We start from the raw sequence: 16,164 nt of genomic DNA, 5'->3' as shown, positions 1-16,164 counted from the left end.
CGCCGACAGATACAGATGACCGCGAATGTGCGCTGACACGTTGCCGCGCCGGTTACGCCCAGCCCGACAGCACCAGCTTGCCGATCACCCCGCCGCCTTCCAGCCGCCGGTGCGCCTCGCGCAGGTTCGCCGCATTGATCGTACCCAGGTGCGTGTGCGCGGTGGTGCGCAGCTCACCGGCGTCGATCAGGCTGGCGGCGCGGCCCAGGATGCAGTGCTGCTCGATCATGTCGGCGGTCTGGAAGCGCGAGCGCGCGAACATGAATTCCCAGTGGATGCCAATGCACTTGGCTTTGTAGGGATCGCCGATCCGCAGGGGTCCACGGGGTTCGACGATCAGCCCCACATGCCCCTGCGGGGCCAGCAGTTCGCCCAGCGCGTCCCAGTAGTGGTCGGTGTCGGCCAGGTTCAGCGCGACCTGCACCTGCGTGATCCCCAGCGCCTGCAGCTGCGCCGCCAATGGCTGGCGATGATCGATCACGTGGTCGGCGCCCATCTGCAGGCACCACGCACGGCTCTGCTCGCGCGACGCGGTGGCGATCACGGTGAAGCCTGCATGGCGCGCGAGCTGGATCGCGATCGAACCGACGCCGCCGGCACCGCCGATGATCAACAGATGCTGGCCGCGATGGCGGCGATCTTCGAACTGCAGCGGCATGCGCTGGAACAGCAGCTCCCAGGCGGTCAGCGTGGTCAATGGCAACGCCGCGGCCTCGGCGAAATCCAGCGTGGTGGGTTTGCGCCCGACCAGGCGCTCATCCACCCACTGGTACTGCGCATTGCAACCGGGGCGGGTGACATCGCCTGCGTAATACACCTCATCGCCGGGCGCGAAAGCGCTGACTTCCGGGCCGACGGCTTCCACGACACCGGCCGCGTCGTAGCCCAGGATCCGCGGCGGGTGTTCGTGCTGCGCGCGCGGCGCGCGCTGTTTGGTATCCACGGGATTGACGGAAACAGCGTGTACCCGCACCAGCAGGTCGCGCCCCTCTGGCGCGCCGGGGGGCGCAACATTCACGTCCTGCAGCGCGGCGGGGTCTTCAATCGGCAGATACTGGGTCAATCCCACGGCTTTCATGTCGGCTCCGGAACGGGGGAATCCTCCCCATCATACGGATCACGCCGTCCCTGTTTTTGCGCTGAATCAAGGCGCCATCGCGATTTGAACCCTAACGTGAAAAATGTGTCGCGACGTCGCCTGAATTAGGCAAAACCCTTGTCATTGCTGGGTCTTGCGGAATTTCATCAACCTGTATAGGGTGCCACCAGCTGGACCCGGTAGAGGTCTGGCGGTCGTCTTCACATGTTACGTGACTGTTAACATCACCTTCACTCGCCTGAGCATAATGTTCGCGGCGGTGGCGTGCTGAATCGGCAGTCTGAAAACGACGCAGTAGTGCTGGCCCATGCCTCTACCGGTTTCATACCCCCGAAATAGGAGCTGTACTCAATGAACAAGAAGATCCTTACTGCCGCGCTGCTGGGCGGTCTGGCTTTCGCCCAGGCTGCATCGGCGCAGGATTTTGACGACCGCTGGTACCTGACCGGTTCGGCCGGCTTCAACTTCCAGGATAGCGACCGTCTGACCAACGACGCTCCGTTCGTTACCCTGGGCCTCGGTAAGTTCATCAGCCCCAACTGGTCGCTGGACGGCGAGCTGAACTACCAGAACCCGAACTTCGATGCCAACCAGGATCTGAACTGGAGCCAGTACGGCGCGTCGCTCGACCTGCGTCGCCACTTCATCCAGGAAGGCCGCGGCTGGAACCCGTACCTGCTGTTCGGTCTGGGCTACCAGAAGTCGGAAGAAGAGTACGCAGCGCTGAACACCAACGGTCCGCGTGAGCGCAAGGACGGCAACTTCGCCGCCAAGCTCGGCGTCGGTCTGCAGACCACCTTCGAAAAGCGCGTCGCCGTGCGTGCCGAAGTGGCCTACCGCGCTGACTTCGACGACCAGAGCGTTGCTGCTCCGAGCGAAGACTGGTTCGGCGACGTGCTGGCTTCGGTCGGCGTCGTGATCCCGCTGGGCCCGGCCCCGGTTGCTGCCGTGCCGGCTCCGGCTCCGGTTGCCCCGAGCTGCGCCGACCTGGATGACGACGGTGACGGCGTCAACAACTGCGACGACAAGTGCCCGAACTCGCAGCCTGGCCAGACCATCGGTCCGGACGGTTGCCCGGTCCCGGTGTCGATCGATCTGAAGGGCGTGAACTTCGACTTCGACAAGTCGAACCTGCGTCCGGACGCGGTTGCGATCCTGAGCGAAGCTTCGGAAATCCTGAAGCGTTACCCGGATCTGCGCGTTGAAGTGGCCGGTCACACCGATTCCAAGGGTACCGACGCTTACAACCAGAAGCTGTCCGAGCGTCGTGCTACCTCGGTGTACAACTACCTGACCCAGAACGGCGTTGACGCTTCGCGTCTGGTCGGTCCGATCGGTTACGGCGAGAGCCGCCCGATTGCGCCGAACACCAACCCGGATGGTTCGGATAACCCGGAAGGTCGCGCCAAGAACCGTCGTACCGAGCTGAACGTCCAGAACTAATCCTTCTGGCAGTACAGTCTCATCAGCAGGGCCCGGCATTGCCGGGCCCTGTTTTTTTTTGCCTCTGGTTGGCCAGAAACAGAGAAATCAACAATAAATCCAACAAGTTGCCGTATTCATTGAAGGTGGCGCTTGAAAGACGTTGTGGCGCTGTTAAACTCGCCGCGTCGACCCCTTCCTGGATGCATCCCATGCAGCGTTTTGCACTGGCCGCCGCGCTTGGCCTGGCCCTGGTTCCCACCGCCCACGCTGCCGTGGACTGTTCGGCACCTGTCAGCGCATCACCGCTGCCGCTGCCAGCCACCGCGATCGCACCGGTGGCCGAAGAGCTGTACATCCGCAACGTGCAGCTGGGCATGCCTGCCGGCGTGCTGACCTCCAACTTCGACCAGGAACAGTCGCTGGACCGCGTGCTGCAGCGCCTGCGCATCGACGGCTGCCAGAACATCGCCAAGGCGATCCCCAGCGCACCGGTGATCAACCCGAACGATCCGGCCGCCTACAAGCCGCAGACCGAGTTCGACAACACGCCGTGGCGCTTTGACATGAGCCAGAACGGCAAGCGCATGACCGCCGAAGAGTTCGACGCCTGGATGAAGGCGCGCGGTGTGCGCGTGGTCAAGGCGCGCCCGGTACCGGCTGCCGTCCCGGCCGCCGCCACCGAAGCCCCGGCTGAGACCAAGCCGGCGGACAAGAAGTAAGCCGCCTGAGCGGAGCACGATGACGACACGCCGGCCACCCGCCGCGAACGCGTCCCGACCACGCCGCCCCGAGCGGCGTGCGAGCCCCGCAACAGGCGGCCGCAGCACCGCCTCCAGCGCCACCCCGACCGCACCGCGCCATGGCTTGGCGCGGGTACTGTCCAAAGCCGGGCTGTGCTCGCGCACGGAAGCGGCGCGCTGGATCGCCGAGGGCCGGGTCACGGTCGATGGCCGTGTCATCAACAACCCCGAATTTCCGATCATCGACGGCCGCCACCACGTGCGCGTCGATGGTCAGCCGCTGGACGCCCCCAAGCGCGTGTACCTGCTGTTGAACAAGCCGCGCGGCCTGGTCACCACCGCGCAGGACGAGCGCGGCCGCGACACCGTCTACCGCTGCTTCGACGATGCCGGGCTGCCGTGGATTGCGCCGGTCGGGCGCTTGGACAAGGCCAGCGAAGGCCTGCTGCTCTTCAGCAATGATCCGCAGTGGGCCGCGCGCCTGACCGATCCGGCCACCGGTCCGGACAAAACCTATCACGTCCAGATCGATGCCATCCCCGACGCCGCGCAGCTGCAGGCGTTGTGCGCCGGCATCGAGGACGAAGGCGAATGGCTGCGCGCGCGCCGCGCCACGCTGCTGCGCAGCGGAGACAAGACCGCCTGGCTGGAAATCGTGCTGGAGGAGGGCCGCAACCGGCATATCCGCCGGTTGCTGGCCGCCTTGGACATCACCGTGCTGCGCCTGGTACGCGTGGCGATCGGCCAGCTGCCGCTGGGCGAGCTGGGCAAAGGCGCTTGGCGCGAGCTCAGCCAACACGATCTGGATCTGCTTCATGCCGTGGCCGACAGCGCCGCGGCGACACCGTGACCTTGTGGCCTGCCGGCAGGTGGCAGGCCAGTCGACCCGGGCAATGGATGGCCTTCGAAGGGACGTTCCGTTCAACACCGGGAGTAAGACCATGCACGTCAGTACCCTCAACCGTTCCCTGTTCCGTGGCGCCTGCCTGCTGTTGCCGGCCGCGCTGCTGACCGCCTGCGGCGGCCACAAACAGATCGCCAAACAGGATCCGCCGGTGACCGACAAGGTGGTGGAGATCAAGATTCCCGAGCTCGATGGCCGCGGCAGCTACCGCTTCCTGATGAGCGATGGCGACAAGCGCATGAGCGCCGACGAGTTCGATGCCTGGATGAAGGCCAACGGTATCCGCGTGGCCAAGGGCAACGGCCAGGATGGCCCGGTCGCGGCACCGGTGGTGGTGGCCAGCAAGGAAGAGGCCAAGGACAAGAAGAAAAAGAAGAAGTAACCCGCCGCGCGCGTCGCCCCAACGGTAGAGCCGACCGTTGGTCGGCTGGAGCACGCAAAGCGTGCCCCGCATCCGATGTCCACACCCGACGGTAGAGCCGACCGTTGGTCGGCTGAGGCACGCAAGGCGTGCCCCCATGCCGGAGGTTCATGACCTGCGACGAGAGGCAGCCGACCAACGGTCGGCTCTACCTCCGCAATGCGCGGGTGCTACGGCCGTGCCGACCGTTGGTCGGCTGCGGCCCTCAGCCCTTGATCACGCCCAGCTCGACGCCGATGCGGGTGAACGCATCGATGGCGCGGTCCAGGTGCGCACGCGTGTGCGCGGCGCTGATCTGGGTGCGGATGCGGGCCTGGCCCTTGGGCACCACCGGGAAGAAGAAGCCGATCGCGTAGATGCCTTCTTCCAGCAGGCGCTCGGCGAACTTCTGCGCGAGCGGCGCGTCGTACAGCATCACCGGGCTGATCGGGTGCACGCCCGGCTTCACGTCGAAGCCGGCAGCCGTCATCTTCTCGCGGAAGTAGGCGGTGTTCTCGGCCAGCGTGCTGCGCAGGTCGTCGGCGGCGGCCAGCATTTCAAAGGCCTTGATGCCGGCGGCGACCACGTGCGGCGGCAGCGAGTTGGAGAACAGGTACGGGCGCGAGCGCTGGCGCAGCAGCTCGATTACTTCGGCGCTGGCGCAGGTGAAACCGCCCAGTGCGCCGCCCATGGCCTTGCCCAGGGTGCCGGTGATGATGTCGATCTTCTCCAGCACGCCCTTGACCTCGGCCGAGCCGCGGCCGGTCGCGCCGAGGAAGCCGGTGGCATGGCATTCGTCGATGTGCACCAGCGCGTTGTACTTCTTCGCCAGCGCGGTGATCTCATCCAGCGGGGCAATGAAGCCGTCCATCGAGAACACGCCGTCGGTGGTGATCAGCTTGGTCTTGCAGCCGGCCGCATCGGCGGCCTGCAGCTGGGCTTCCAGATCGGCCATGTCGCAGTTGGCGTAGCGGAAGCGCTTGGCCTTGCACAGGCGCACGCCGTCGATGATCGAGGCGTGGTTGAGCGAATCGGAAATGATCGCATCGTGCTCGCCCAGCAGCGGCTCGAACAGGCCGCCGTTGGCATCGAAGCAGGCCGCGTACAGGATGGTGTCCTGCTTGCCGAAGAACCCGGCGATCTGCTTTTCCAGCTGCTTGTGCAGGTCCTGGGTGCCGCAGATGAAGCGCACCGAGGCCATGCCGAAGCCGTGGGTATCCAGCGCGTCCTTGGCCGCCTGGATCAGGTCGGGGTGGTCGGCCAGGCCCAGGTAGTTGTTGGCGCAGAAGTTCAGCACGGTACGGCCGTCGTCCAGGGTGATCTCGGCCGACTGCGGGCTGGTGATGATCCGTTCGGACTTGAACAGGCCCTGGGCGCGGATCGCCTCGAGTTCTTCAACGTAGTGCTGGGTCAGCGAGGCGGTGGTGGCGTCGGTCATGGCAGGCAGTCTTCGGCACGGGAAACCCGGGATTTTACCTGTCGCAGGCGGCCGCCGGGTTGCACGTCCGGTCGATCGCGCCGGGGCCGGCGGGGAACCGTTGCAGACGTGATTGTTGCATCGCAATATCAATCAGGTTAAAAAACTGTAAACCGCACCGTTCCGCCCACCCCCACGTCTGGAGAGACCCCGCATGAACCACGCCACGCGCTGTACCGCCGCCGTTGTGCTCTGCGCCGCCCTGCTTGCCCCGTTTGCCGCCAGTGCCCAGGACGAGGCCGCCTCTCCCTTCAGCTGGAACGTGACCGGCGTGTCGGACTACGTGTTCCGAGGTGTGTCCCAGACCGATGAAGATCCGACGATCCAGGCCGGTTTCACCTATACCTCGCCGGTCGGCCTGTACGCCGGTGTCTGGGGCTCGGGCGTGGACTTTGGCGATGGCGGCCCGGATGCCGAGGTCGACTACCTGATCGGCTACGCCTTCGACGTGACCGACACCGTCAACCTGGACCTGCTGCTGAACCGCTACACCTACCCGGGTTCCAGCGAACTGGCGTACAACGAGTTCATCACCAAGACCACCTTCGCCAAGCAGTACAGCCTGACCGTGACCTACACCAACGACGTGTTCAATTCGGGCACCGATGCGTGGTACTACGCCGTGGGTGGCGAGTGGGCGCTGCCGCAGGACTTCACGCTGAGCGCCAACGTCGGCCGCAGCACCTTCGAAGAAGGCATCTCCAAGGATTACACCGACTGGAACGTCGGCGTCAGCCGCCAGTTCGGCCTGTTCAATCTCGGCCTGGGCTACTACGGCACCGACGGCAACGGCCGCGACAACTCCGGCAAGCTGGCCGACAGCCGCGTGGTGTTCACGGTCGGCATCGGGCAGTAACCGGCGCCCGACACCGCCGACAACCTCGCGAACCAGAAAAGGCGCCCGGATGGGCGCCTTTTCAATATTGGCCTCACACGGGACCCCTTGCTGGAGCGCAGCCCTCTTGTTGTTCAAGGGGGCGCGCCAACGGCGCCGGGACAAGGTGGAATGGACCATTGATCAGCTGTGCCGAAGGCGCAGGTGATCAATTCCAGCTCAACACCACCTTGCCGGCCTTGCCCTGTTCCATCAGGTCGAAGCCCTTCTGGAACTCATCGATCGGCAGCTGGTGGGTCATCACCTTGCCCAGCGGGAAGCCGGACAGCACCAGCTGGGTCATCTTGTACCAGGTCTCGTACATCTTGCGGCCGTAGATGCCCTGCACGGTCAGGCCCTTGAAGATGATCTTGTCCCAGTCGCAGCCCGCGCCCTTGGGCATGATGCCGAGCATGGCGATCTTGCCGCCGTGGTACATGCAGTCGAGCATGTCGTTGAACGCGCGCGGGTTGCCGCTCATTTCCAGGCCCACGTCGAAGCCCTCCATGTGCAGCTCCTTCATCACGTCCTTGAGCGAGGTGTTGGACACGTTGACCACGCGGGTGGCACCCATGTCGGCGGCCAGCTTCAGGCGGAAATCGTTGACGTCGGTGACCACCACGTTGCGCGCGCCGATGTGCTTGCAGATGCCCGCGGCGATGATGCCGATCGGGCCGGCGCCGGTGATCAGCACGTCCTCGCCGATCACGTTGAACTCCAGCGCGCAGTGCGCGGCGTTGCCGTACGGATCGAAGAAGGCGGCCAGCTCGGACGGGATCTGGTCCGGGATCGGCCACAGGTTGCTGGCCGGCATCACCATGTATTCGGCGAAGGCGCCGTTGACGTTGACGCCGATGCCCACGGTGTTCGGGCACAGGTGCTGGCGGCCGCCGCGGCAGTTGCGGCAATGGCCGCAGACGATGTGGCCTTCGGCCGAGACGCGCTGGCCGATTTCATAACCGGTGACGCCCGGGCCGATCTCGGCGATGCGGCCGACGAACTCGTGGCCGATGGTCAGGCCCGGCTTGATCGTGCGCTGGCTCCACTCGTCCCACAGGTAGATGTGCAGGTCGGTGCCGCAGATGGCGGTCTTTTCCAGCTTGATCAGGACCTGGTTCGGGCCGGGGGTTGGGACCGGAACCTCTTCCAGCCAGATGCCCTTGGCGGCTTCGCGTTTGACCAGGGCCTTCATTGTTTGCTGCGCCATCGGGGTGGAACTCATCTGGGGGAAAACGCGGATTATAGAGCCGCTGGCGTTTTTCCCATGTTGCAGCGCGGGTGGGCCGGGAGGTGGCCATGCCCATCATGGCCGCACTGCGTGCGGCCAGCCGACCATGGGTCGGCTCTACCCGGCTTCGGGCCGGGGCAGCGGCTGGGCTAGAATCGGCGGTTCTTTCACCAGGGGCTGCTCAATGCGCTCGAACCTGCTTGCCTTCTCCGTCGTCGCCAGCCTTGGGCTGGTCCAGGTCGCCCATGCCGCTGAAGGCATGTGGGTGCCGCAGCAGCTGCCGGAAATCGCCGGCCCGCTCAAGCAGGCCGGCCTGAAGCTGTCCCCGGAGCAGATCTCCAACCTGACCGGCGACCCGATGGGCGCGGTCGTGGCATTGGGTGGCTGCACCGCCAGCTTCGTCTCCCCGCAGGGCCTGGTGGTCACCAACCACCACTGCGCCTACGGTGCGATCCAGCTGAATTCGACGGCCGAGAAGAACCTGATCAAGGACGGCTTCAACGCCCCGACCCTGAAGGACGAACTGAGCGCCGGCCCGAACGCCCGCGTGTTCGTGCTGGACCAGATCACCGACGTCACCGACCAGGCCAAGGCCGCCATCGCCGCCGCCGGCAAGAACCCGCTGGCCCGGACCCGCGCGCTGGAGGCGTTCGACAAGGCCCAGACGGCCGCCTGTGAAGCCGATGCCGGCTTCCGCTGCCGCCTGTACAGCTTCTCCGGCGGCAACACCTACCGCCTGTTCCGCAACATGGAAATCAAGGACGTGCGCCTGGTCTACGCGCCCCCGGGCAGCGTCGGCAAGTTCGGTGGCGACATCGACAACTGGATGTGGCCGCGCCACACCGGCGATTTCTCGTTCTACCGCGCCTACGTGGGCAAGGACGGCAAGCCGGCCGCCTTCTCGGCCGACAACGTGCCTTACCAGCCCAAGCACTTCCTGACGTTCGCCGACCAGCCCCTGGGCGCCGACGACTTCGTGATGGTGGCCGGCTACCCGGGGCGCACCAACCGTTACGCCCTGGCCGGCGAGTTCAATGAAACCGCCAGCTGGACCTACCCGACCATCGCGCGCCACTACAACGCGGTGCTGAAGATGATCGACGAGGCCGGCAAGGCCGACCCGGACGTCAAGGTGAAGTACGCCGCCACCGCGGCCAGCATGAACAACGTGGCCAAGAACTACGCGGGCCAGTTGGAAGGCTTCAAGCGCATCGACGCGGCCGGCCAGAAGCAGGCCGAAGAAGCCGCCGTGCTGGCCTGGCTGAAGAAGCGCGGTGCCGCCGGCAAGCCGGCCCTGGCCGCACATGCGCAGCTGATCCAGCACCTGGACACCAGCAAGGCCACGCGTGAGCGCGACCTGTTCGTCAGCCAGTTCAACAGCACCTCCGCAGTGGGCTCGGCGATCACCCTGTACCGCCTGTCGATCGAACGCAGCAAGGCCGATGCCGAGCGTGAGGTCGGCTACCAGGAACGTGACCTGCCCTCGATCGAAGGCGGCCTGAAGCAGATGGACCGCCGTTACGTGCCGCGCATGGACCAGCAGCTGCAGACCTACTGGCTGAGCCAGTACGTGGCCCTGCCGGCCGCGCAGCGCAGCAACGAGGTGCTCAACCAGTGGCTGGCCGGCAGCGACAAGGCCGCCGTGGATGGCCTGGTCGGCAAGCTCTCGGGCACCAAGCTGGGCAGCCTGGATGAGCGCCTGAAGTGGTTCAAGGCCGACCGTGCCGCCTTCGAAGCCAGCACCGACCCGGCGATCCAGTACGCGGTGGCAGTGATGCCGGCGCTGCTGCAGCAGGAAGAGCAGAAGAAGACCCGCGAAGGCGAGTCGCTGGTATCGCGCCCGCTGTACCTGCAGGCCGTGGCCGACTACAAGAAGAGCAAGGGCGAGTTCGTCTATCCGGACGCCAACCTGTCGCTGCGCATCACCTTCGGCAACGTCATGGGCTACGGCAAGGACGGCGTGAACTACACCCCGTTCACTACCCTGGAAGGCGTGGCGGCGAAGGAAACCGGTGAAGACCCGTTCGATTCGCCCAAGGCGCTGCTGGAAGCGGTCAAGGCCAAGCGCTATGGCGGCCTGGAAGACAAGCGCATCGGCTCGGTGCCGGTGAACTTCCTGTCCAACCTGGACATCACCGGTGGCAACTCCGGTTCGCCGGTGCTCGATGCCAACGGCAAGCTGGTCGGCCTGGCCTTCGACGGCAACTGGGAATCGGTGAGCTCCAACTGGGTGTTCGATCCGGTGATGACCCGCATGATCGCGGTCGACAGCCGTTACATGCAGTGGATCATGCAGGAAGTGGCGCCGGCGCCGCAGCTGCTGAAGGAACTGAACCTCAGCAAGTAAACCGACACGTCGGTTTCGATGACCCCGCAGCGAAATCTGCGGGGTTTTTTTATGTGCGACGTACAGTCAAGCCCGCGGCGTCTTGTTTTCCCCCGTGGGGGGGCGCCGACCTGGGCCGGGCAGGGGAGGCCAGCAAGCCAGCATGCCCGCAAGCAACGAAGCGCAAAGCGCCGCACAGCTTCACCGCCGCGACCGGGTATGATCCCTGTTCGGTGTGGTTTCACAGGACGTGAACGAAACGCCGCAACCTCTCCCCCCAAGGACCCCTTGTCCGCATGCGCATCCTGCTTGCCCGTCACGGCGAAACGCCGTGGAATGCCGAAGGCCGCTACCAAGGCCAGATCGATATCCCGTTGTCGCCGATCGGCGAAGCCCAGGCCAAGGCCTTGGGGGAACGCCTCAACTCGGTCGACATCACCCGCGCCGTCGCCTCACCGCTTGTGCGTGCCCAGCTGACCGCCCAGCTCGCCCTTGGCGCCGAGCGTGCCCCGATGCTGCTGACCGAGCCGGACCTGCAGGAAATCGCCCACGGCGAATGGGAAGGCCTGCTGGCCAGCGAAATCCACGAGAAGGATCCCTCCCGCCTGCGCGCCTGGCGCGAAGAGCCGGATACCGTGCTGATGCCCGGCGGCGAATCGCTGCGCCTGGTGCTCGAGCGCAGCTGGCGCGGCCTGGCCCGTGCCGCCGAAGGCCTCGGCGAGCATGACACCCTGCTGGTGGTCGCCCACGACGCCGTCAACCGCGTGATCCTGTGCCGCATCCTCGGCCTGCCGATCTCGCGGCTGTGGACCTTCCGCCAGGCACCGACCACCCTCAACCTGCTCGAAGGGCCCGACCTGGACCAGCTGGAAGTGGTCCGCCTCAACGACTGTGCCCACCACACGCCGTTCTTCGGCGAAGCCAAGCACCGCGCGCTGTAACGCACTGCGTCCCATCCTGCCGTCCGCCCCAACGATTCCGATCCAACGACCATGACCACCACCGCCCGCCCGCAAACCCTTTCCGACTGGCTCGGCTACATCGAGCAGCAGCACCCCGCCACCATCGACATGGGGCTGGACCGGGTGCGTACCGTGGCGCAGGCGATGGAGCTGGGCGCACCGGCCGAGCGCAGCATCGTGGTCGGGGGCACCAACGGCAAGGGCTCCACGGTTGCCTTCATCGAGGCGATCGCCCGTGCGGCCGGCTGGAAGGTCGGCGCGTACACCTCGCCGCACCTGCTGCGCTACAACGAGCGTGTGCGCATCGATGGGCACGACGCCAGCGATGACGAACTGATGGCCGCCTTCAACGCCATCGAAGACGCGCGCGGCGATACCACGCTCACCTATTTCGAGTACGGCACCCTGGCCGCGCTGCATCTGTTCGCACAGGCCGGGCTGGATCTGGCCGTGCTTGAAGTCGGCCTCGGCGGGCGCCTGGATGCGGTGAACATCGTCGATGGCGACGTGGCGGTGATCACCACCGTGGACATCGATCACAGCGATTGGCTGGGCGAGGACCGCGAAGCGATCGGCACCGAGAAGGCCGGCATCATCCGGGGCTGGAAGCCGGTCATCCTGGGCGAAATCGATCCGCCCTCGAGCGTGCTCGCGCGTGCCTACCTGCTCGGGGCCAATGCCATCCGCGGCGGCAGCGACTTCTTCGCCGAGGCCATCGATGGCGAACGCTGGCGCTGGCGTGATGTCGGCTTCCGGCTTGAACTGCCGCACCCGGCCCTGCGTGGCCCGATCCAGCGCGCCAATGCCGCCACCGCGATTGCCGCGCTGCGTGCCCTGGATCGCCCGCTGCCGCGCACCGCCTTCATCGAGGGCGTGGCGGCCGCGCGCATCCGTGGCCGCCTGCAATCCTTCGATCGTGATGGTGTGGAGGTGCTGGTCGATGTCGGCCACAACCCGCAGGCTGCTCGTGAGCTGGCGGCGGCGCTGAAGGCCAGTCCCGTCACCGGCAGCACCATCGCCGTGTTCGCTGCCCTGCAGGACAAGGATGCTGCCGGTGTCGTGGATGCCTTGGCCGATCAGGTCCAGCAGTGGCATCTGGCCGGCCTGGAGGGCGCGCGTGCGCAGAGTGCCGCGGAACTGCAGGCACGCCTGGCTGGTACCGGTGCGGCCGCCGCAACGCCGCACGCGACCGTCGTGGAGGCCCTGCAGCATGCCGTGACGCAGGCCAACGCCGGCGACCGCGTGCTGGTGTTCGGCTCCTTCCATACCGCCGCACAGGCGCTGCAGACGCTCGACCCCGGCGCCTGAGGGCGCTTTGCGGCGCCGTTCAGCCGCATCAGCCGCCGCACACGCGCGCACCCGTATAATCGCCGTGGCATTCCGCCGCGCCGCCTGCCTGCCTTCACGTGGATACTCCTCTGAAACAGCGACTGATTGGTGCCATCGTCCTGGTGGCGTTGGCCGTGATTTTCCTGCCCATGCTGGTCAAGGGTCCCGCACCTGACAGTGGTGTCGCCAACGTGCCGATCAGCGCACCGGCCGCGCCATCGGACGGTCAGTTCGAAACCCGCGAGCTGCCGCTGGTTGCACCGACCGGTGGTGCCACCGGCCTGCAGAGCGGGGCATCGACCACCCAGCCGCTGGCCGACAGCGCTGCCGTCGCCGCCGATCCGGCCGCGGCCGATACCTCGCCGGCCGTGGCCGCCGGCAACTACGCCGTGAGCTTTGGCGCCTACGCCAGCGAAGCCGATGCCGACCGCGTCATCGCCTCGTTGAAGAGTGCCCAGCTGGCGGGCTTCCGCGAGCCGGCCACGATCAACGGTCGCCAGGCCTGGCGCGTGCGCGTGGGCCCCTACGCCGACCGCGCGCTGGCCGAAGCGGGCCGCCTGCAGGCGGTCAAGGTGCGCAACGACGTCAAGGCCGAGGTGATCACCCTCGATGCGCGCGCCGACACCGCGGTTGCCGCGACCCCGGCCGCCACCGCACCGACTCCCTCGGCTGCACCGCCGGCCTCCAGCGCCGCCGCCGCGCCATCGGGCAACACGGTGAAAACCGAATCCCTGCCGGCCGAACCGGTCGCGGCCGCCAAGCCGGAACCGAAGCCGGCCGCGCCCAAGCCCGAACCCAAGCCGGCACCGGCACCCAAGCCCGAAGCTGCCGCTGCGGCGCCTGCTGCCCCGGCGGCCCCGGCGGCCAGCAGCGTCGGCTTCGCCGTGCAGCTGGGTGCCTTTGGCCAGGCCACCGAAGCCAACGCGCTGCGCGACAAAGTCCGCGCCGCCGGCTTCAGCGCCTTCGTGGAGCAGGTCCGTACCGACAAGGGCACCCTCAACCGGGTCCGCGTCGGGCCGGTCGCCAACCGCGCCGATGCCGAGAACCTCAAGGCCCAGGTCGCCGCCAAGGTCGGCGTGGCCGGCATGGTCCGCCCGCATCCCTGATGCCTGACCTGCGCCGCCCCGCATCTGCTGGACGGCGCCTGCCGCGCGGCCTGACGGCATGATCGACATCGTCCTGCTGGTCCTGATCGGCGCCTCGGTCCTGCTGGGGCTGATGCGCGGCTTCGTCGGGATCGTGGTCGGCACGCTGTCCTGGCTGCTGGCCGGCTGGGCCGCATTCCTGTTCGGCAACGACGCGGCGCACTGGTGGGCCGCCCCCCTGGAACCGGGCACCGGCCACTATGTTGCCGGCTATCTGGGGGTGTTCCTGATCGTCATGATCGCGGTGGGCCTGATCGGCATGCTGATCAAGGCCGCCGTGAAGGTCACCTGCCTGACGGGCGCCGACCGCGTGCTGGGCGGCGCGCTGGGCCTGGTCCGGGGCGCCTTCCTGGGCTGCGTGCTGCTGATGCTGGCCGCCTTCACACCGTTGCCGCAGGAGCCGGCCTGGCAGACTTCGCAGGTGCGCCCGCTGCTGCAGCCGGGCGTGCGCTGGATGCAGGCGCAGCTGCCCGAGATGGCGTTGCCGGAGGTGAATCTGCCGCAACTGCCGACGATGGATTTGGGCAAGCCGCTCGCGACAGGCGATAATGGCGTCCTTGGCGAGGTAGTGGCAGGGCGCGGATGGCCGCGTCCCGTTGACGAGGGGAGGGAGACGGCACCTGCCGACGCTGCGGCGCGCGGGCCGGCTTCCACACTGCCAGTCAATATCGAGCCGGCGCACCCGCGTCCGGACGACACCGCTCCGGCACGGAACGGTACCCCCGGCCAGGCACGGCCACCTTCACTGTAGATGGGCGCAGCCCAGCGGAGAACTCGCACCATGTGTGGCATCGTCGGAATCGTCGGCAACCAGAACGTCGCCGGGCAGTTGTATGACGGCCTGACCGTCCTCCAGCATCGTGGCCAGGACGCGGCCGGCATCGCCACCGCCGATGGCACCCGCCTGCGCGTGCAGAAGGCCAATGGCCTGGTGCGTGATGTGTTCGATTCCAAGCGGATGTCCACGCTGGAAGGCCGCGTCGGCATCGCGCACGTGCGCTATCCCACCGCCGGTTCGGAAGGCATGGACGAGGCGCAGCCGTTCTACGTGAACTCGCCGTACGGCATCGCGCTGGCCCACAACGGCAACCTGATCAATACCGAAGCCCTGCGCCAGCAGGTGTTCGAGCAGGACCGCCGCAACGTCAACACCGATTCGGACAGCGAAGTGCTGCTGAACGTGTTCGCCTTCGAACTGGACGCGCAGCGCCAGCTGACCCCGGAAGCGGCGATCCGCGCCGTGGCCGCCGTGCACCGCCGGGTCAAGGGTGGCTATGCGGTGATCAGCGTGGTGCTGGGCCTGGGCCTGGTGGCCTTCCGCGATCCGCATGGCATCCGCCCGCTGGTACTGGGCAAGCGCGCCCACGCCGAAGGCGATGAATACATCGTGGCCTCCGAATCGGCCGCCCTGGACGTGCTCGGCTTCCAGCGCGTGCGCGACGTGCGCCCGGGTGAAGCGCTGGTCATCACCGCGCGCGGCGAGCTGTTCTCCGAAGTCTGCGCCGAGCCGGTCGAGCACAGCCCGTGCATCTTCGAGTACGTGTACTTCGCGCGCCCGGATTCGATGATCGACAACGTGTCGGTGCACAAGGCGCGCATGCGCATGGGCATCAAGCTGGGCGAGAAGATCCTGCGCCTGCGCCCGGACCACGACATCGACACCATCATCCCGATCCCGGATACCTCGCGCGATGCCGCGCTGGAGATCTCCAACACCCTCGGGGTGAAGTACCGCGAAGGCTTCATCAAGAACCGCTACATCGGCCGCACCTTCATCATGCCGGGCCAGGGCGAGCGCGTGAAGTCGGTGCGCCGCAAGCTCAACCCGATCCACCTGGAGTTCCGCAACCGCGTGGTGCTGCTGGTGGATGACTCGATCGTGCGCGGCACCACCAGCCAGCAGATCGTGCAGATGGCGCGCGACGCCGGTGCCCGCAAGGTCTACCTGGCCAGCGCCGCGCCGCCGGTGCGCTATCCGAACATCTACGGCATCGACATGCCGGCGGCCGAAGAACTGGTCGCGCACAATCGCAGCATCGAGGAAATCGAGAAGCACCTGGGCTGCGACTGGCTGATCTACCAGGACATCGAGGACATGGAAGCGGCGGTGAGCGAAGGCAATCCGGAGCTGAAGTCGTTCGATTCCTCGTGCTTCAACGGCGTCTACCCGACCGGGATCGAGCCGGGCTATTTCGAGCGCATCCAGCAGCTGCGTTCGGACGATGCCAAGCACAAGCGTCGCGCCTGAGGGCCGG

General features: G+C 66.7%; 14 protein-coding genes. 11 read left to right on the top strand and 3 right to left on the bottom strand.

From position 1 onward, the window contains the following. Nucleotides 1-52: 52 nt before the first annotated feature. On the bottom strand, nt 53-1,078 hold the full coding sequence (locus tag POS15_RS13665) for a zinc-binding alcohol dehydrogenase family protein (RefSeq protein WP_046272398.1): 1,026 nt from the start codon (nt 1,076-1,078) through the stop codon (nt 53-55). 372 nt (nt 1,079-1,450) lie between these two features. Between POS15_RS13665 and POS15_RS13660 the strand changes: the two genes are divergently transcribed. From POS15_RS13660 to POS15_RS13645, 4 genes are all read left to right on the top strand, one after another. After that, a complete protein-coding gene (locus POS15_RS13660) occupies nt 1,451-2,542 on the top strand; it encodes an OmpA family protein (protein ID WP_019185837.1) in 1,092 nt (363 codons plus the stop codon). A 191-nt stretch (nt 2,543-2,733) separates the two neighbouring features. After that, nucleotides 2,734-3,243, top strand: a complete 510-nt coding sequence (locus tag POS15_RS13655) for a hypothetical protein (protein ID WP_046272397.1) — start codon at nt 2,734-2,736, stop codon at nt 3,241-3,243. Between the two features lie 19 nt (nt 3,244-3,262). Next, nucleotides 3,263-4,114 (top strand): pseudouridine synthase, encoded by an 852-nt coding sequence (locus POS15_RS13650; RefSeq protein ID WP_284128312.1) that lies wholly within the window; start codon nt 3,263-3,265, stop codon nt 4,112-4,114. Between the two features lie 91 nt (nt 4,115-4,205). Further along, nucleotides 4,206-4,550 carry a hypothetical protein gene (locus POS15_RS13645; protein ID WP_123728467.1) on the top strand — a complete coding sequence of 115 codons (345 nt, stop codon included), beginning with the start codon at nt 4,206-4,208 and terminating at the stop codon, nt 4,548-4,550. 244 nt (nt 4,551-4,794) lie between these two features. Here the strand turns inward: POS15_RS13645 and kbl are convergent, their stop codons facing one another. Beyond that, a complete protein-coding gene (gene kbl, locus POS15_RS13640; RefSeq protein ID WP_019185833.1) occupies nt 4,795-6,006 on the bottom strand; it encodes a glycine C-acetyltransferase in 1,212 nt (403 codons plus the stop codon). A 193-nt stretch (nt 6,007-6,199) separates the two neighbouring features. Between kbl and POS15_RS13635 the strand changes: the two genes are divergently transcribed. Next, complete coding sequence (locus tag POS15_RS13635) at nt 6,200-6,901, top strand: TorF family putative porin (RefSeq protein WP_019185832.1); 702 nt, start codon at nt 6,200-6,202, stop codon at nt 6,899-6,901. 187 nt (nt 6,902-7,088) lie between these two features. Here POS15_RS13635 and tdh read toward each other — a convergent pair whose 3' ends face one another. Next, entirely contained in the window at nt 7,089-8,111 is a 1,023-nt protein-coding gene (gene tdh, locus POS15_RS13630; RefSeq protein WP_026070190.1) for an L-threonine 3-dehydrogenase, read from the bottom strand. 220 nt (nt 8,112-8,331) lie between these two features. Here tdh and POS15_RS13625 point away from each other — a divergent pair, with 220 nt between their 5' ends. From POS15_RS13625 to purF, 6 genes are all read left to right on the top strand, one after another. Further along, entirely contained in the window at nt 8,332-10,494 is a 2,163-nt protein-coding gene (locus tag POS15_RS13625) for a S46 family peptidase (RefSeq protein WP_070473743.1), read from the top strand. A gap of 275 nt (nt 10,495-10,769) precedes the next feature. Continuing rightward, nucleotides 10,770-11,414, top strand: coding sequence for a histidine phosphatase family protein (locus POS15_RS13620; protein ID WP_019185829.1), 645 nt, complete (start codon nt 10,770-10,772; stop codon nt 11,412-11,414). A gap of 51 nt (nt 11,415-11,465) precedes the next feature. Beyond that, complete coding sequence (folC, locus tag POS15_RS13615; protein WP_284128311.1) at nt 11,466-12,743, top strand: bifunctional tetrahydrofolate synthase/dihydrofolate synthase; 1,278 nt, start codon at nt 11,466-11,468, stop codon at nt 12,741-12,743. A gap of 98 nt (nt 12,744-12,841) precedes the next feature. Continuing rightward, nucleotides 12,842-13,870 (top strand): SPOR domain-containing protein, encoded by a 1,029-nt coding sequence (locus tag POS15_RS13610; protein WP_046272392.1) that lies wholly within the window; start codon nt 12,842-12,844, stop codon nt 13,868-13,870. Between the two features lie 58 nt (nt 13,871-13,928). Continuing rightward, on the top strand, nt 13,929-14,660 hold the full coding sequence (locus POS15_RS13605) for a CvpA family protein (RefSeq protein WP_019185826.1): 732 nt from the start codon (nt 13,929-13,931) through the stop codon (nt 14,658-14,660). Nucleotides 14,661-14,690: 30 nt separating this feature from the next. Beyond that, nucleotides 14,691-16,157 (top strand): amidophosphoribosyltransferase, encoded by a 1,467-nt coding sequence (gene purF, locus POS15_RS13600; RefSeq protein ID WP_284128310.1) that lies wholly within the window; start codon nt 14,691-14,693, stop codon nt 16,155-16,157. Nucleotides 16,158-16,164 lie beyond the last annotated feature (7 nt).

It is taken from the genome of Stenotrophomonas sp. BIO128-Bstrain (assembly GCF_030128875.1).
Classification (GTDB): Bacteria; Pseudomonadota; Gammaproteobacteria; order Xanthomonadales; family Xanthomonadaceae; genus Stenotrophomonas; species Stenotrophomonas bentonitica_A.
Note: the sequence above shows the minus strand (reverse complement) of the source record. Positions and strands in the feature narration are given on the sequence as shown.